Raw genomic sequence first — 17,849 nt, forward strand, 5'->3', positions numbered from 1 at the left:
GAGTGGTGAACGGCCTACGGCTCAGTCTGCCGCTGGGCCGCCGCCCCCCTGCTCAATCTCCGCCACCAGCTCGCCGTACCATCCCTCGCCATACTTACGAATCAGGGGTTCCCTGAGGAACTGGTAGATGCGCACGCCCAGGTTGGCGCCGAATGAGCAGGCGGGCGAGCAGATGGTCCACCGGTCGTAGTTGAGGGCCTCAAAGCCGTCGTACTTGGTGATGCGGATGGGGTACAGGTGGCAGCTGATGGGTTTTTTGAAGCTGGTGGCCCCAGCCAGGTAGGCCTGCTCGATGCCGCACTTGAGGATGCCCCGCTCGTCGTAGAGGGCGTAGGCGCACTCCCGGTCGTTGATGGTAGTGGTGCTGAAGTCGCCCTCCCAGTCTTTGATGTAGCGGCCCTGCTGCTCGATGGCGGCCCGGCCGGCATCGGTGAGGAAGGGTTTGATATTCTCGTATTCCTGGTTGAGGATGTCGAGCTCCTCGGGCTCCAGGGGCGCGCCCAAGTCGCCCTCGACGCAGCACGCGCCCTTGCAGGCTTCGAGGTTGCAGACGAAGAAGTTGTCCCGAACGTCGTCGGAAATAAGCGTGTGCTGGATTTGAATCATCGGGTCGTTTTCTCGCCGCAAAGATACCCCCAATTACGCCACCGCCCAGAGAATCTGTTCCGTCAGCTCGCATTGCCGGTGGTGCGAATATGTAGTGAAGGCTTCCTGCTGGCCTGCCCGGCCCAGGCGCTCCATCAGGCCCGGCTCCTGCAGCAGCCGGGCCACAACCGCCGCGAAGGACGCCTGGTTGTGGAGTTCAAACAGCAGGCCGGTGCGGCTGTCATCGAGCAACTCGCGGGTGCCGCCGGCCGCCGCGCCCAGCACGGGCTTGCCGGCCGCCAGCGCCTCAATGGTGACCATGCCGTAGGTTTCACTTACGGAGGCCGTGATGGAAATATCGAGGGCGCGGTAAGCTACTTCGGGCTGAGGCGTGAAGCCGCGCAGGTGCACCACTTCACTCAGGCCCAACTCCTGAATGCGGGTTCGCAGCGCGTCGGCGTAGGCATTGCCTTCGTTGCGGGTGGGCTCGCCAACCAGCAACAAATGCAGCTGCGGAAACTGTTGGCGCAGCCCGGCCATGGTCTCCACCACAAAATCCTGGCCCTTGCCGTCGTCGAGGCGGCCGACGAGGCCCAGCAGCACGGTACCGGGGGGTAACTCCAGCTGCAGGCGGCGGCGGGCTTCGGCGGTGGTCAGCTGGGCATCGGCGAATTTCTCCAGCTCCACGCCCAGCGGTACTACGTGCAGCTTTTCGGGGCTGAGGCGCGTTTTTTCGAGCACCTGCCGGGCCAGGCCGGGCAGCGGGGCCAGCCAGGCCGCCAGCGCCCGGTAGCGCAGCGTGTGCACAAGGCCACGCTTGGCCAGTCCCAGCTGCATGTGCTGCTGGTACACCAGCGGCAGCTCGGGCAGGTACAGCCGCTGGCAGAGCACGGCCAGGCCCAGGTCGCCGTTGCGGCTGATGAGCAGCGCCCGGCTTTCAAACGTGCGCAGCGCCGAGGCCAGGCGGCCGGCCGCCGGCAGGTCGAGGGCTTTCCAGGGGTTTTCGAGCGTTACTACGGTGGCGCCCAGCTCGGCGGCGCGGGCGGCCAGCGGCGAGCCAGCCCGGGTGATGACTTGCACGGGCCAGCCCCGCTCCCGCATCCAGCCCGCAAACCGGGCCGTGTTCAGTTCCAGCCCGCCCCAGCTGTCGGAGAGGCACAGGATGGAGAGGGGAAACGGCGCGCGTGAATTCATTCCGCGAAGATACGCGGGCAGGTTTTCTCGCGGAGGTCCGCGGAGGGATGCGCAGAGGTTAAAGGAGGCCCTGTCTTTAACCTCTGCGCATCCCTCCGCGGACCTCCGCGAGAAAACCCGATACTGACATTACGCATTTCCATCCCCCGCCCGAAAGCCCTACCTTTGCTAACCAGCCAACCGGCTTAGTTTTCCGCTGCTGACTACCGTTTATGGGACTCGATTATAACGCGCTACTCAACCCCTCGCAGGCCGCTGCCGTGATGCAGATTGAAGGCCCCTGCATGATTATTGCCGGCGCCGGCTCGGGCAAAACCCGGGTGCTCACCTACCGCATCGCCAACCTGCTGGAGCAGGGCATCAACCCGTTCAATATCCTGGCCCTCACCTTTACCAATAAGGCCGCCAAGGAGATGCGCGCCCGCATCGAGAAAGTGGTGGGCCCCGAGGCCAAGAACCTGTGGATGGGCACCTTCCACAGCGTGTTTGCCCGCATTCTGCGCTCCGAGGCCGATAAAATCGGCTATCCCCGCTCGTTCACCATCTACGACACCCAGGATTCCAAAACCCTGATTGGCCAGATTCTGAAAGAGCTGGAGCTGGACGACAAGATGTACAAGCCCAACATGGTGCTGAGCCGGATTTCGGGGGCCAAAAACAAGCTGATTTCGGTGCAGCAGTACCTGCACGACCCGGTAATCAAGCAGGACGACGAGGCGGCTATGCGGCCCAAGCTGGGCGTCATTTACCAGCAGTACGCCAACCGCTGCTTCAAGGCCGGGGCCATGGACTTCGACGACCTGCTGTACCAGACCAACGTGCTGTTCAAGGACCACCCCGACGTGCTGAACAAGTACCAGAATATGTTTCGGTACGTGATGGTGGACGAGTACCAGGACACCAACTACTCGCAGTACCTGATTGCCCGCAAGCTGGCCGCCAAGGAGCGCAACATTTGCGTAGTGGGCGACGATGCCCAGAGCATCTACGCCTTCCGGGGCGCTGATATTCAGAACATTCTCAACTTCGAAAAGGACTACCCGGAGTTGCAGGTGTTCAAGTTGGAGCAGAACTACCGCTCGACCCAGAACATCGTGAAGGCGGCCAACTCGGTTATCAAAAACAACCAAGCTCAGCTGCGCAAAGACGTGTTTTCCGACAACGAGGAAGGCCCGCTGATTGAGGTGTTCAAGGCCTCGTCGGACAACGAGGAGGGCAAGCTCGTAGCCCAAAGCATCTACGAGGACAAGATGAACCAGCATCTTTCCTACGACAACTTCGCCATCCTCTACCGCACCAACGCCCAGAGCCGGGCCATGGAGGAGTCGTTGCGCAAGCTGGGCATCAAGTACAAAATAGTGGGCGGGTTGAGCTTCTACCAGCGCAAGGAAATCAAGGATTTGGTGGCCTACCTGCGCCTGACGGTGAACCCCAACGACGAGCAGGCCCTGCGCCGGGTTATCAATTACCCCAAGCGCGGCATCGGCGACACGACGCTGGCCAAGCTCATCAACGCGGCCGAGGAGGCCAACCATACCATCTGGGAGGTCGTCAGCAATGCCGATAAGTTTCTGCCCACCCGCACGGCCAACCCGATTGTCGATTTCGCGGAGAAAATAAAGGCCTACACTGCCGTGGCGGCCAAGGAGGATGCGTTTGAGGCCGCCAAGTTCATTGCCAAGAACTCGGGCATGATTGAGGAGCTGTACGCCGATAAGAGCATCGAGGGCCTGTCGCGCTACGAGAACATCCAGGAATTGCTCAACGGCATCAAGGCCTTCGTGGAAGACCCCGAGCGCGAGGATAAAACCCTCGGCTCTTTCCTGCAGGACATTGCGCTGGTGACGGATTCGGACCTCAAGGACGCCCAGGCCGAGGGCGAGCAGGTGACGATGATGACCATCCACTCGGCCAAGGGCCTGGAGTTTCGCAACGTATACATCGTGGGCCTGGAGGAGAACCTGTTTCCGAGCCAGATGATGATTACCTCGCGGGCCGATTTGGAGGAGGAGCGCCGCCTGTTTTACGTGGCCATCACGCGGGCCGAAAAGAAGCTGACGCTCAGCTACGCCACCTCGCGCTACCAGTGGGGCAACCTGCGCAGCTGCGAGAAAAGCCGCTTCCTGGACGAAATCGACCCCAAATACGTCGACTTCAAGTTCTCGGCCGGCCCCGGTCCTGACCGCGCCGGACCGGGCGAGTCGCCCTTCGGCCACGTGTTTGAGCGCCGCTCCAACCTGGTGCCGCCCCCGCCCCGCAAGAACGCCGCCACCAAGTACGTGGCCCCCGCCGACTTCGCGCCCTCCGACACCAGCAACCTGCAAGCCGGCCAGCGCGTGGAGCACCCCAAGTTCGGCTTCGGCAAAGTCACCAGCCTCGAAACCGTGCAGGGTTCTACTAAGGCCATTATCCAGTTTGAGGAAGTAGGCGAGAAAACGCTGCTGCTGAGCTTCGCCAAGCTGCGGGTGCATTAGGGCCCGGTTCAGCTGGTTTCGGCTGCTATGCGTTACTTTTAGAAGAACGTAGCGTGGCCGCTTTGGCCAGCCCAGCCTTTACCTAACTCCGCCCCGCTGGATTTTGTGCAACAGGCACTGCCAGTCAGGCGGGCGTTGGCGTATATTTGACCTTTCGAATACCATTTTCATGACCCTCCCCCCCTCTCTTCATAAACACGAGCTGCTCCAGCGCGAATACGGCCAGAGCACTTTCCAGCTCGTGCAGCAGCTGGCCGGCATCGAAGACCGCGCCGAGCGGACCCGCCGGGCCCAGCAGATTGTGCAGCTCATCTTCCGCCTCCAGCCCGCGTTGCGCGACCAGCCCGACAGCCAGGCCACCGTTTGGAATCACATTTTTGAAATGGCCGACGGCGAGCTGGACGTGGACGCGCCCTTCCCGCTGGCCGCCCAGGTGAATCTGGGGCCGCCCAAGCGCCTGGCCTACCCCGCCAAAGGCCCTAAGTTCCGGGCCTACGGGCAGGCCGTGGAGCAGCTCGTGACCCAGGCCCTGACGCTGGAAGACGCCACCGAGCGCGAGCAGGCTGCCATCATCATCGGCCGCACCATGAAGTTCCTGTACCGCTCGCACAACAAGGAAAACGCCAAGGACCTGACCATCATCAAGCACCTGCGCGAGCTGTCGAACAACCAGCTCAGCCTCGACCCCGACCGGGTGCAATCTGAGAACCTGTTCGAGTTCGTGAGCACCGGCGGCCGGCCCACGCCCTTCATCGTGCCCCAGCCCCGGCAGGAGCGCGACGGCGGCAACAACCGCCGCGGCAACAGTGGCGGCGGCAACCGCCGCGACAAACAGCGCCGCGGCGGCCGCAAAAATCGCAACGAGCCCCAGCAGCCCCCGCAGTAGGTCTTGCTTCAAGCTATTAGCTGACAGCTGTTAGCTGATAGCTTCGTGCCAGTCTACAGCCACGCTTTTAACTATCGAACATAGAGCTAACAGCTAATAGCTGTCAGCTAACAGCTCAACCGAATGGCCTCCTTTGAAGTAATTGGCGGTAAGCCGCTGCATGGCGAAATAGTGCCTCAGGGCGCCAAAAACGAAGCCCTCCAGATTCTGTGCGCCGTGCTGCTGACCAGCGAGCCGGTGACCATCAGCAATATTCCCGATATCCGCGACGTAAATAAGCTCATTGAGCTGCTGCGCGATTTGGGCGTGAAAGTGGGCAAGCTCTCCTCCGATACCTACCGCTTCCAGGCCGACAGCGTGAACCTGGCCTACCTCGATACAACCGAGTTCATCGCTCAGGCCGGGGCTTTGCGCGGGTCGGTGATGATTTTAGGCCCCATGCTGACGCGCTTCGGCCGCTGCCAGCTACCAAAGCCGGGCGGCGACAAAATCGGCCGCCGGCCGATGGACACCCACTTTCTGGGCTTGGAGAAGCTGGGCGGCAAGCTCACACTCGAAGGCAAGGACTTCTACCGCATCAAGGCCGAAAATGGCCTGACCGGTGCTTATATGATGCTGGACGAAGCTTCGGTAACGGGCACGGCCAACATTGTGATGGCCGCCGTGCTGGCCTCGGGCACTACCACCATCTACAACGCCGCCTGCGAGCCCTACCTGCAGCAGCTCTGCAAAATGCTGGTGCGCATGGGCGCAAAAATCAACGGCATCGGCTCCAACCTGCTCACCATCGAGGGCGTGGAGCAGCTCGGCGGCACCGAGCACCGCATGCTGCCCGACATGATTGAAATCGGCTCCTTCATTGGCCTGGCAGCCATGACGGGCTCCGAAATCACCATCAAGGATTGCCAGATTGCCGAACTGGGCCTTATTCCCGACACGTTCCGCAAGCTGGGCATCCAGCTGGAATTCCGGGGTGACGACATTCACATTCCGGCCCAGACGCACTACGAGATTGATACCTACCTCGACGGCTCCATCCTCACGATTTCCGACCACACCTGGCCCGGCTTCACGCCCGACTTGCTGAGCGTGGTGCTGGTGGTGGCCACCCAGGCCAAGGGCACGGTGCTCATTCATCAGAAGATGTTCGAGTCGCGGCTGTTTTTTGTCGATAAGCTGATTGACATGGGCGCGCAGGTGATTTTGTGCGACCCGCACCGCGCCACCGTCATCGGCCTCAACCACCAGAAGCGCCTGCACGGCATCACCATGACCTCGCCCGACATCCGGGCGGGCGTGGCCCTGCTCATCGCCGCCCTCTCGGCCGAGGGCCGCAGCGTGATTGAAAACGTGGAGCAGATTGACCGCGGCTATCAGCACATCGACCAGCGCCTTATCGCCTTAGGCGCCCAGATCCGGCGCCTGTAACCTGGTAGGAAGGCGCTAGAATAGTTCGCACAACCCAGCCGCCCGGCTCCCACTTGTGGGGGCCGGGCGGTTGTGTTTAAAAGCCCGGCAGCAGGTTACCTTCCGGCCGGGCCTGTATGAACGGCACGTGCTAACCGCGTTGTCCTGTTGTAAACCGTAAAAATCCTGCCGTATGCGTATCCCGATTTTGTTGTGGCTGAGTTTGACGCTGAGCCTGCTGAGCTGCGGCAACAACCAGGCGTCGATGGGCGAGCCGGCCGCCGAAGTTGCGGCCGATACCGACGGCAGTGCGGATATGGAAATGGCCCCGGCGTCGGAGGAGGCCTCGGTTGATAAGTCGATAGTATCCGCAGCGGTAGCGGCGCCCGGCCAGAACAACGAACCCATTTCCGCCACGCCGGCTGCCAACCGCAAGCTGATATACCACGCCACCGTGCGCATGAAAGTGGCCGACCTGGCCCGCGCCAACCAGCGCATGGATAGCCTGACCCGCGCCGTCGGGGCCTTTGTGGAAGGAGCGTCGGAGGAGCGCGAGGATGGCGAGTGGCGGCACGAGATGAAAATCCGGGTTGCGCCGGCCCGCTTCCAGACGCTGCTGGCCGGGCTGGGCCGGCTGGGCACTGTCGAGTCCAAGCAGCTGACGACGGCCGACGTAACGGCCCAGCACGCCGACATTACGGCCCGGCTGGTGGCCAAGCGGGCCCTGGAGCAACGGTACCGGGCGCTGCTGGCCAAGGCCAATAAGGTGGCCGACATGCTCGAAATAGAGCAGAAAATGGGCGAGATACGCGAAGATATTGAGGCCACAGAAAGTCGCCTGCGCACGCTCAACGATGAGGTAAGCTACTCCACCATCACGCTCACTTACTACCAGGAGCTCAGCCAGCGCCGGCCCGACGCACCCGTGCTTTCCTTCGGGAGCCGGCTGCTCCAATCGTTTTATAACGGCTGGGAACTGCTCACCGACCTAGTATTGGGCCTCATGGAAGCTTGGCCCCTGGTGCTGCTGGTGGCCGCAGTCGTGGCAGCCGTGCGTGCCTGGCGCCGGCGCCGGGCCAGTCGCGCCAAGTAGTTAATCTCTCTTTTTTCATCCTTCAATCCCTTCTCGATGAAAAATTGCGCGCTTTTATTGCTGCTGCCCGCACTGCTGCTAACGTCCTGCTCACAAAGTCCCGACCGCTCTGCCTCGGCTGCCGAAGAAGCTATGGTGGCTCCTACGCCGCCCATCTCCCCCACCAGCGGCGAAGCTACTGCCGGGTCCGATGTGCCACTAGCCCGGCTGTGGCGGGCTACGGGACACCCGGTTATCTATCAGGGGAGCATGGAGCTGGAGGTGGATAACTTCGACGCGGCCTCCGCCCGGCTCGACACGCTGCTGAGCCAATACGGGGCCTACCTGACCAACGCCAACGAAACCACCGACAACGGCCGCCATCAGCAGGTGCTCACTATTCGGGTGCCCTCCGCGCGGTTTCTGGCCCTCACTGCCCGTTTGGGCAAACTGGGCCACGTGCAAAGCAAGCAGATAAGCTCGCGCGACGTAGCCGTTGAATTGGCGGCCCAGCAGAAACGGGCTGCCACGGCCACCGATACGGCCATTGCCAACCATGCGGCCGCCGTGAGCAAGCTGCTGGCCGAGCAGGCCGCTATGGGTACGCTCCAGCTGACGTATTTCCAGTTCCGCTCCGCCACCGACACCACGCCCGCCGCTGCCATCGGGCCCCGGCTCGTGGCCGGTCTGTTATTCGGGTGGCGGCTGGTTGGCATGCTGTTCGTGGGGTTGTCCTACGGCTGGCCGCTGCTGCTGATTCTGGCCGGTTGGGGCTACTGGCGCTGGCGGCAGGGGGCCTTCAGCAGCCAGTAGCCCCGGCGTCCACCCGTCATTCCTACGCAAAATGCCCCGCCAACCAATGTTGACGGGGCATTTTAAATAAATTGGCCTGGGTGCACCAGTTAGTCGACCACCAGATCTACCACCGACGTGGCCAGGGAAAGCACGATGCTGAACAACAGCGCCGAGAAGAAACCGTCAATCTGGAAACCGGCCATCAGGTAGCTGGCCAGCATGATAATCAGCGCGTTAATCACGAACAGAAACAGGCCCAGCGTGAGAATCGTGATGGGCAGGCCAATGATTTGCAGGATGGGCTTTACAATGGCGTTGAGAATGGCCAGCACCACCACCAGAATCATGGCGTCGGTGAAGCCGCGAATGTAGGCGCCGGGCAGGAAAGTGGCCAGCAGGTACGTAACGACGGCCGAGAGGATGAATTTGAGAATGAAGCTCATAAGGCAGAAAAGGATGTTTGGGTGAGAGAAGTACAGTATTCGGGGAGTTGAATACCATACGAGCCCCATCCTTTTCAGTTGCCAGTTGCCGGTTGCCAGTGAGCATACATCATTCTGCTTACTGACCACTGGCAACTGACTTACTCCGTGGCGCGGGCTTTGAGGCGGCCCTGCGAAACGGCCATCCAGTTGGCCATGTGGTAGAGCAGCCGGGCGCCGACAATGGCGTTCCACTCGGTGTCGCCGGGCGCTACCTCGTTCAGGTCGCAGCCGATAATGGTGCGGCCCGAGCGCACTACCATGCGCAGCAGGTACACGGCCTGCTCGAATTCGAGGCCGCCGGGCACGGGCGTGCCGGTGCCGGGGCACAGCTTGGGGTCGAGGCCATCAATATCAAAGCTCAGATACACTTTCTGGGGTAGCTGGGCGATGATTTTCTTGCACTCCTTCTTCCACGACTTGCCGCCCAGCATCTCCGACTGCAGGAAACGGTCGGCGAACAGGGCCACGCGGCCGTTGCTTTGGTCGATATAATCGGCCTCCTGCTGGCAGTAGTCACGAATGCCGACCTGCACCAGCTTCTTCACCTGGGGCAGCTTCAGCGCATTGTACATAATGGAGGCGTGCGAGAACTCGAAGCTCTCGTAGGCGGGGCGCAGGTCGCAATGGGCATCAATCTGCAGAATGCCGAACTCCTCGTGGCGCTCGGCCAGCGCGTGCAGGTAACCCAGGGGCGTGCTGTGGTCGCCGCCCAGTACCACTACGCCCTTGCCGGCATCGAGCAGGGCGCCGGTTTTGGCCTTGAGCCACTCCCGCAACGCTATGCCGCGCTCGTTGATGCGCGCGGCGTTGGCCATGTGCTCGGCGTGACCGGACTTGGGCTGCCCGTCTTCGAGCCAGCCGATGTAGCCTTCGGCCAATGGGCGCAATTCGTCGCTTTCGGCCGCAATAGCGGCGTCGGGCTCCTCCATGGCCAGGCCCAGGCGCCAGACCTCGGGCAGGTCAGGGTCGTACAGGTCCACCTGCAACGAGGCGGTGTACATGGCCTCGGGCCCCTGGGCGGTACCGGCGCGGTACGATACGGTTACTTCCCAGGGCACGGGCACCACCACCACCTGGGCTTCTTCGGGCGTGAAGGGCAGTCCGAACAGGCCCCCGGCGGCGTCGCCGAGTGCGTTGGGGTCGAAACTGGCCAGCTTTTGTTCGAGTGCGGAGTTGGAATCAGCCATGCGGATTTACTGGTTGAAGCTTGAAAGTAAAAGGTAGTGAGCCGGAGCTAAAAGGCTGTACCGCAAAAATCCGTTTCGCGGCGGACGAAGCGAGTGTTCCGCGGAGGAACTCGCCCGGCCCGTCGCGAAACGGATTTTCGCGGTGCGGTAGTACGGTACGGCAAAGGTACGCCTTACGAGCCGAGCTGCTGGCCGCCCATAAAGTCGTAGGCGCGGATGATGGCAATAATTTTCTCGAACGTTTCGCGGTCGAAGAAAATCATCAGCGGCAGCTCCACCGAATTTTCCTTGTCCGAAAACTGGGTTATCACCGAGAAAATAAGCGGCTGCACCATCGGGTGGTCGTGCAGCAGGCTGCGCAGGGCGGCATCCATATCTCCCTGGGGGTGCGCGGGCGGCGCGCCGTAAATGCGGGCCTTGAGGATGTTGGCCAGCTGCGTGACCAGCGCACCGGTGATGATGTTGCTGATTTCCAGCAGCAGCGACTCCTGCATGGAGTCGATATCGATGGAGTCGGGGGTTTGCATGCGCAGGCACACCCGGGAGAGGCGCTGCACGTGCTGGCCCGAGAAAAACATGAGCGTGGTGCCGTTGAAGTCGCCCCGGATATCGGACTGAATTACCACGTGGCCCGCCTGCAGGTCGCTTACTTTTTCCAGAATGCTGCGCCCCGACACAATGTCGAGGTTGGGCACTTCGAGCAGCACCTTCTCCTGGGCTACCACCGCGAACGAGTCGGCGGCACGGGCCAAACCGATGTTCAGGATTTCGCGGATGATATCGCGCTCCAGTTCCGTCATGTGCAATTCCATAGGGTTCAGGTGAAAGGGCCGGCCACCAGGGCAACCGGCCAGACTGCAATACGAGAGTTACGGCCGTTTGGCTAAAAAGAGTCGGGTTAAGGCGGGCACGTCGAGTACCAGGCATACCTGCCCGCTACCGAGCAGCGTCACGCCGCCAAACAGGTCGATGGTGTCCAGCGGCTTGCTCATGGCTTTCACCACGATGTCCTGCTGGCGTAAAAACCGGTCGACGATAAGGCCGAGCCGGCGGTTGTTGTAGTTGACGATGATGATATCCTGGCGGCCCTGCAGCGTTGATTTGCGGGCCGGCGCCAGCGGCTGGTCGCCGTCGAGGTGCAGCAGCTCGCGCAACGACACCACGGGTACGTTTTCGTCCTGCAGGCGCGTGAGCAGCACCCCGCCCACTACGCTGAAGCTGCCGGGCATCAGCGACACCACTGAGTCGGTGTGCATCAGGGGCAGGGCGTAGCTACGCTCATCGAGCTCGAACAGCAACGCGCCCTTTACGGCAATGGAAGTAGGCAGCACCAGCGTGAAGGTGGTGCCCTCGCCCATAACCGAATCGACGCGCAGCTGGCCGCCGAGCGAGTCGATTGCCAGCTTTACCACGTCGAGACCCACCCCGCGGCCCGAAATTTCGGTTACCTCCTTGGCCATCGAGAAGCCGGGCTCAAACAGGAAAGCCCGCACGGCCGCATCGGACAGCTGGGCGGCGGCGGGCCGCGTTACCAGGCCGCGCTCCACGGCTTTGCGCCGCACGCTTTCGACGTTGATGCCCCGGCCGTCGTCCTTCACCTGCACCAGCACATCGTCGCGCTCGGCCTGGGCCGAGAGGATGAGCTGGCCCTGGGCGGGCTTACCGGCGGCCTCGCGCTCGGCCACCGTTTCGAGGCCGTGGGCAATGGCGTTGCGCACCAGGTGCAGCAGCGCGTCGGTGATAATCTGCAGAATGTTGCGGTCAATCTGGATATCCTCGCCCTGCAGGGTGAGTTCCACGTCCTTACCCTCGGCGGTGGCTACGTCGCGTACTACCCGCGGAAACTTGCTGAACAACGAGCCGACGCCCACCAGACGGGCGTCCATCACGCTGTACTGCAGCTCGTCGGCAATGCGAGAGAAGTGGGCGGCGGCCGTGGTCAGGGCCGGGCTGTCGATTTCGCGGCTCAGCGTCAGAATCCGGTCCCGGTCGATAATCAGCTCGCCCATCAGGTTCATCAGGTGGTCGAGCTTGCGCACCTGAATATAAACGAGGTCGGAAAGCTCCAGCTTGCGGCTGACGTCTTCCTCATCATCGGCCTGCTCGTCGTCGAGGTTGGGCTCCTCGCCGCGCGTCAGCCGGTCGAGGTTGTCGAGCAGGCGCTGCACGTCGGGCAGCTCCTGCCCCTCGCCCACGGCCCGGATCAGCTCGCCCAGCGTATCGATGCCGCCGAACAGCACCGGCACCATACTGCCCGCGAAGGTGGCCTGCCCGTCGCGGAGCTGACCGAACACGGTTTCCATCTGGTGGGCCACCTCGCCGATGCTGGTGTAGCCCATGGCCCGGGCGTTCGACTTGAGGTTGTGCATGAGCCGGAACAGCTCGCGCAGGGCTTCCTCGTCGGCCGGGTTGCGCTCCAGCTCGCTGATGTGGCGGCTCATGGCGTCGTAGTATTCCAACGCCTCGGCCATGAATAGCTCGCGGTATTCCTGCTCCCGGTTACTCATCGCGCCACGAAAGGTTGGAACTCACCCCGCCAACCCACCTGCACCCCACAAACGGGGCAGACGGGCCTTCGGCAAACGCAGGAAGCAGGGTTAAGAAAAACGACACGAACGGTAGTCAGTTGCCAGTCTCCGGTTATTCAGTTGCCAATCAGCAGGCCTTCGAACGGACCTGTCAACTCGCAACTCACACCAATTGATTATTGCAGGGCGGCACCTACGATTTCGAGCACCTTCTCTTCCGAGAAAGGCTTCACGATGTAAGCCGAGGCGCCGCTTTCGAGGGCTTCGTTGACGATGACCTCCTGGCCTACGGCCGAGCACATCACCACCTTCACGTCGGGCTGCTCCTGGCGGATGCCGCGCAGCACGTCGAGGCCGGTGTTGTCGGGCAGAATCACGTCGAGCGTAATCAGGTCGGGCTTGGTTTCGATGGCCATTTCCAAGGCCTGCTGGCCGTTGGCGGCTTCGCCTACCACCTCGTAGCCGGCGTCGGTGAGCATGTTCTTGAGCATCGTCCGCATATAGAACGAGTCGTCGACGATGAGAATGCGGTTTTTCATGGAAAAAAGAAAAGCGAAGTGAGAGTACGAATCCGGCCCGGCGGCCGGGTTGGCCCGTTGTACGGCGCGGAAGTGGCTAAGATGCCGCCGGCGCCGGCAACTGCATAATTTCGGCGGGCGTGAGCAGCTTCAGCATGTCGAGCACCACAATAATCCGGTCGCCGATGCGGGCAATGCCCTCGATGTATTTGTCGTGAATGTTGGCTTCCTGAATGAAATCCGGCGTCTGCTCGATGGCCGACTGGGGCACCGACAGCGGCTGGGGCACCTCGCGCACCACTACGCCAATGGTGTAGTCTTTGGCCTCAATGGCCATCGTATAGGTGTGGGCCGCCAGCTCTTCGGTGGCCTCGCGCAGCTGAAACCGCTCTTCCAGGTCGACCACGGCAATGATGTCGCCCCGCAGGTTGGCAATTCCCTTCACAAACGCCGGCGTTTTGGGCATGCGCGCAATCTCGGGTGTCAGGGTTACCTCCTTTACCTGCTCAATACGGATGGCATACTCCTCCTGCCCCAATCGAAAAACGATGAGCTGAATGATTGGGTCGGGCGCGGCGGCTTTCTCGGAGGTGGGCATTACGGGTACGAAGTGGTTGAAATGGCGTAATCAGACTGGCAGAAGGCACATTGCTACTTTGCCTTGGTCGCCTTGCTTTTAGAAGCCTTCGCAGCCGGTTTGGCCTTGGCTGCCGGAGCCACCGGGTCGGCCGCTTTGCGGCGGGCGGCCGCAGCCGGCTTGGCGGTTGGCGCCTCGGCAGTGGCGGCGGGTTTGGCAGCGGGCCGGCGGATGGGCCGGCGCTCGGGCGCAGGCGCAGGCGCGGGTGCGGGTTCCGGCGGGGCCATGGCCCGGCGGGGCCGGCGCGGCGCGGCGGCCGCCGCTACCGGGGCAGCGGGAGCAGCGGCCGGGGCCGGCCGGCGCAGCAGGCGCCGACGGATGGGTTCGGGTTCCGGCTCGGGCTCGGGTTCGAGGTATTCCATCAGCTGGAAGGCCGAGAGGCCCAGCTGCAGGTCGTCGGCAATGTCGGTCAGGTTCTGGCTGCTGGTGGTGAGCTCCTGCATGCTGGTAGACAGCTGCTTGGCCGTTCCCGCCACCTGCTGGGTGCCCGAGGCGGTCTGCTCGGCAATGGCTACCACTTCCTCCACGTACTTCACCACGTCGCCGATACTCGTTTTCTGAATCTCGGTGGCCGTGAGGATGTCGCGGCTGGTGCGCAGGGTTTCGCCGCTGCTGGTGGCAATGTTTTTAAAGGCCGAGCTGGCCTCGAAGGTGGCGTTTTTGCCCTTGAGTACCCGGCCCTCCATGGTGCTGATGGCGGTAGCGGCCGAAGTCGTGTCCTTACGCACATCCTCTACCAGCGTGGCAATTTCGGAGGCCGATTTGCGCGAGCCCTCCGCCAGCTTGCGGATTTCTTCGGCTACCACGGCAAAGCCGCGGCCGGCCTCGCCAGCCCGGGCAGCCTCGATGGCGGCGTTCAGGGCCAGCAGGTTGGTCTGGGAGGCAATGTCGGTAATCACGCCCAGCGACTTGCTGATTTCGCCCGAGCGGGTGCTGAGGACTTCGATGGTGCGGGAAGTCTGGGCGGCAGCCGAGCTGATTTCCTCCATGTTCTTCACCACTTCGGCCACCGTTTTGAGACCCAGCTGAGAAGTCTGCTCTCCCAGGATGGCCGCCTTGATACCCACATCGGCCTTGCCGGCGGTTTCTTTGGTGGCCTGCATGATTTCCTCGATCAGCTTGAAGGCCTGGTCGGTTTTGAGAGCCTGGTTCTGAGCGCCTTCGGCCATTTGCTGCATGGCGCGGGCCACATCGGCCGTTACCTGGCTCATGGCCTGGCCTTTCTCCACCATCTCCTCCGACGACTCGCCCACGATCTGCGACGACTCGTTGATTTCGCCCAGCAGCTCGTTGAGGTTGTCCACGGCCAGGTTCAGCGCGTCGGCCATGGCCCGAATGTCACCGGTGGTTTCGATTTCGGCCCGCTGCTGCAAATCGCCCTCCGAAATGGCCCGCACCACGCGGCTCACTTCGAGCACCGGCGAGGCAATGGATTCGATGAGGGCGTTGAGCGTATCCACCAGTTCTTTCCAGGAGCCCGACACGTCGGTTACGGTGGCCCGCTCGGTGAGCTTGCCCTCCACGCCGGCCACCTTGGCTACCCGGCTTACTTCCACGGCCAGACGGTTGAGGTCGTCCACCATGCGGTTGATGGTGTCGGCCAGGTCGGCCACTTCGCCCTGCGCGCCGAGCGTCAGCTTCTGGGTCAGGTCACCCTGCGAAACGGCGGTTACTACTTTCACGAGGCCCCGTACCTGGGTGGTGAGGTTGGCGGCCATGGTGTTTACGTTGTCGGTCAGCTGCTTCCACACGCCATCGACGTTGGGCACGTTGGCCTGGCCGCCGAGGCGGCCCTCGGTGCCCACTTCCTGGGCCACGCGGGTTACCTCGCCGGCAAACACGTTCAGCGAGTCCACCATCTGGTTGATGTTGTCCTTGAGGTCGAGCAGCTCGCCCTTCACATCCACCGATACCTTCTGGCTCAGATCACCGCGGGCAACGGCCGAGGTTACGTTGGCAATGTCGCGCACCTGGCTCGTGAGCGAGGCGGCCATGAAGTTTACGTTGTCGGTCAGGTCTTTCCAGGTGCCGCGCACGTTGGGCACGTTGGCCTGGCCGCCGAGGCGGCCTTCGGTGCCCACCTCGCGGGCCACCCGGGTTACTTCGTCGCCGAACGTATTCAGCGAGTCCACCATCTGGTTGAGGTTTTCCTTGAGCTGGAACAGCTCGCCCTTCACGTCCACCGATACTTTCTGGCTGAGGTCGCCGCGGGCTACGGCCGTGGCTACGTTGGCAATGTCGCGCACCTGGCTCGTCAGGTTGCTGGCCATCGTGTTCACGTTGTCGGTCAGGTCTTTCCAGGTACCCGAAACGCTCGGCACGTTGGCCTGGCCGCCCAGAATACCCTCGGTGCCTACCTCGCGGGCCACGCGGGTTACCTCGCCGGCAAATACGTTCAGCGAGTCCACCATCTGGTTGAGGATGTCCTTGAGCTCGAGGATTTCGCCCTTCACGTCCACGGTCATCTTCTGCGTCAGGTCGCCCTTGGCCACGGCCGTAGCCACGTTGGCAATGTCGCGCACCTGGCTCGTCAGGTTGCTGGCCATCGTGTTCACGTTGTCGGTCAGCTCCTTCCAGGTGCCGCCCACGTTGGGCACGCTGGCCTGGCCGCCGAGCTTGCCCTCGGTGCCTACTTCGCGGGCCACGCGGGTTACTTCGTCGCCGAAGATGTTGAGCGAGTCCACCATCTGGTTGAGGATGTCCTTAAGCTCGAGGATTTCGCCCTTCACGTCCACGGTCATCTTCTGCGTCAGGTCGCCCTTGGCCACGGCCGTGGCCACATTGGCAATGTCGCGCACCTGACTGGTCAGGTTGCTGGCCATCGTGTTTACGTTGTCGGTCAGCTCCTTCCAGGTGCCAGCCACATTAGGTACCGAAGCCTGGCCACCCAGCTTACCCTCGGTGCCTACTTCCTGGGCCACGCGGGTTACTTCGCCGGCAAACAGGTTGAGCGAGTCCACCATCTGGTTGAGGTTCTGCTTCAGATCAAGCAGCTCGCCTTTTACATCGACAGTGATTTTCTGGCTCAGGTCGCCGCGCGCTACGGCCGTGGCTACGTTGGCAATGTCGCGCACCTGACTCGTCAGGTTGCTGGCCATCGTGTTCACGTTGTCGGTCAGGTCTTTCCACACGCCGCCCACGTTGGGCACCGAGGCCTGGCCGCCCAATTTGCCTTCGGTGCCTACTTCCTGGGCCACGCGGGTTACCTCGCCGGCAAACAGGTTGAGGTTGTCGATGGTCTTGTTGATGGTTTCGGCCATCACCTTGAAGTCGCCCGACACCGGAATCTGGAACGTCTCGTCGAGGTTGCCGCGGCTGATGTTCTTGAGCACCTTGCCCACTTCGAGCACCGGCACGGCAATGCTGTCCACGAGGCCGTTGATGTTGTTGATCATGTCGCGCCAGAAACCGGCAGCGTTATCAACCGAGGCGCGGGCCTTGAGGTTGCCCTCCACGCCGGCCACCTTAGAAATGCGCGACACCTCGCCGCCCACCCCGGCAATCATGTCCACCATCGAGTTGTAGGCCTCGGCAATTTCGGCGAAAATGTCGTCGTTCTGCTTGGTCAGCCGCACGCTCACGTCGCCCTTTTTAAAGGCATCGAGGGCGTAAAGCACCCGGTTGAGCTGGTCGTTGATATAGTCGGAATCGGAGCTGCGGATTGACTTCTGGCGGGAGTCCTCCTCCCCCTTCTTGCGGGTGTGGTTGCTGCGGCCCGGCTGCGAAGCGGCTGCGGGCGCTGTTGCCGTAGCGGAGTCCGGAGCTGCGGCGGCCGGACGGGTGGATGGGGACGTCTTTGCTGAAGCCATAGGGAGGAAGAGTAACCAAAGCGGCGCAACCTGGGCAGCGCGCAAACAAAACTACCGGGAAGGGAATTCTTAGCCAACAAAGGTAGCAGAACTGCCGATTCGCCCGCACCTTGCGCCACTATCTGCCATAAAAATCCCGGGTTTTTCTGCCGGGGCCGCGCCGGGCCAAGCTTAGCCGTTAGCCACCAACCTGCTAGCCTGGCCCGGGGCCCGGGCGGCGCCACGGCTACTCCTATATATAAGGAGCATTGCCGGCCCGCTGCCTGGCCCGC

At 62.3% G+C, this 17,849-nt stretch carries 14 protein-coding genes; 5 read left to right on the plus strand and 9 right to left on the minus strand.

Annotated features, from left to right (window positions below; translation table 11 throughout):
• Positions 1-21 precede the first annotated feature (21 nt).
• Positions 22-606, minus strand: a complete 585-nt coding sequence (locus BMY67_RS09890) for a DUF3109 family protein (protein ID WP_092770957.1) — start codon at positions 604-606, stop codon at positions 22-24.
• Positions 607-639: 33 nt separating this feature from the next.
• Complete coding sequence (locus BMY67_RS09895; RefSeq protein ID WP_092770959.1) at positions 640-1,779, minus strand: glycosyltransferase family 4 protein; 1,140 nt, start codon at positions 1,777-1,779, stop codon at positions 640-642.
• A gap of 212 nt (positions 1,780-1,991) precedes the next feature.
• On the opposite strand from BMY67_RS09895, the gene BMY67_RS09900 reads away from it, so the two are divergent.
• From BMY67_RS09900 to BMY67_RS09920, 5 genes are all read left to right on the plus strand, one after another.
• The gene (locus tag BMY67_RS09900; RefSeq protein ID WP_092770961.1) at positions 1,992-4,253 is read left to right on the plus strand and encodes an ATP-dependent helicase; all 2,262 of its coding nucleotides are present in this window, start codon (positions 1,992-1,994) and stop codon (positions 4,251-4,253) included.
• A gap of 169 nt (positions 4,254-4,422) precedes the next feature.
• Complete coding sequence (locus BMY67_RS09905) at positions 4,423-5,139, plus strand: DUF4290 domain-containing protein (protein ID WP_092770963.1); 717 nt, start codon at positions 4,423-4,425, stop codon at positions 5,137-5,139.
• A gap of 123 nt (positions 5,140-5,262) precedes the next feature.
• On the plus strand, positions 5,263-6,567 hold the full coding sequence (murA, locus tag BMY67_RS09910; protein WP_092770965.1) for a UDP-N-acetylglucosamine 1-carboxyvinyltransferase: 1,305 nt from the start codon (positions 5,263-5,265) through the stop codon (positions 6,565-6,567).
• Between the two features lie 172 nt (positions 6,568-6,739).
• Complete coding sequence (locus BMY67_RS09915; protein ID WP_092770967.1) at positions 6,740-7,639, plus strand: DUF4349 domain-containing protein; 900 nt, start codon at positions 6,740-6,742, stop codon at positions 7,637-7,639.
• A 36-nt stretch (positions 7,640-7,675) separates the two neighbouring features.
• The gene (locus tag BMY67_RS09920; protein WP_092770969.1) at positions 7,676-8,431 is read left to right on the plus strand and encodes a DUF4349 domain-containing protein; all 756 of its coding nucleotides are present in this window, start codon (positions 7,676-7,678) and stop codon (positions 8,429-8,431) included.
• An 89-nt stretch (positions 8,432-8,520) separates the two neighbouring features.
• On the opposite strand, the gene BMY67_RS09925 is transcribed toward BMY67_RS09920, so the two are convergent.
• The 7 genes from BMY67_RS09925 to BMY67_RS09955 form a co-directional block, all read right to left on the minus strand.
• On the minus strand, positions 8,521-8,856 hold the full coding sequence (locus tag BMY67_RS09925) for a phage holin family protein (RefSeq protein ID WP_092770971.1): 336 nt from the start codon (positions 8,854-8,856) through the stop codon (positions 8,521-8,523).
• Positions 8,857-8,996: 140 nt separating this feature from the next.
• A complete protein-coding gene (locus tag BMY67_RS09930) occupies positions 8,997-10,085 on the minus strand; it encodes an agmatinase family protein (RefSeq protein WP_092770973.1) in 1,089 nt (362 codons plus the stop codon).
• Between the two features lie 173 nt (positions 10,086-10,258).
• Positions 10,259-10,897: a chemotaxis protein CheC gene (locus BMY67_RS09935; protein WP_245744981.1), complete on the minus strand. Its 639-nt coding sequence runs from the start codon at positions 10,895-10,897 to the stop codon at positions 10,259-10,261.
• Between the two features lie 57 nt (positions 10,898-10,954).
• Positions 10,955-12,592 (minus strand): chemotaxis protein CheA, encoded by a 1,638-nt coding sequence (locus tag BMY67_RS09940; RefSeq protein WP_092770975.1) that lies wholly within the window; start codon positions 12,590-12,592, stop codon positions 10,955-10,957.
• 197 nt (positions 12,593-12,789) lie between these two features.
• A complete protein-coding gene (locus tag BMY67_RS09945; RefSeq protein ID WP_092770978.1) occupies positions 12,790-13,152 on the minus strand; it encodes a response regulator in 363 nt (120 codons plus the stop codon).
• 76 nt (positions 13,153-13,228) lie between these two features.
• On the minus strand, positions 13,229-13,729 hold the full coding sequence (locus BMY67_RS09950; protein WP_092770980.1) for a chemotaxis protein CheW: 501 nt from the start codon (positions 13,727-13,729) through the stop codon (positions 13,229-13,231).
• A 53-nt stretch (positions 13,730-13,782) separates the two neighbouring features.
• A complete protein-coding gene (locus BMY67_RS09955; RefSeq protein WP_092770982.1) occupies positions 13,783-17,577 on the minus strand; it encodes a HAMP domain-containing protein in 3,795 nt (1,264 codons plus the stop codon).
• Positions 17,578-17,849 lie beyond the last annotated feature (272 nt).

The organism is Hymenobacter actinosclerus, from assembly GCF_900111515.1.
Classification (GTDB): domain Bacteria; phylum Bacteroidota; class Bacteroidia; order Cytophagales; family Hymenobacteraceae; genus Hymenobacter; species Hymenobacter actinosclerus.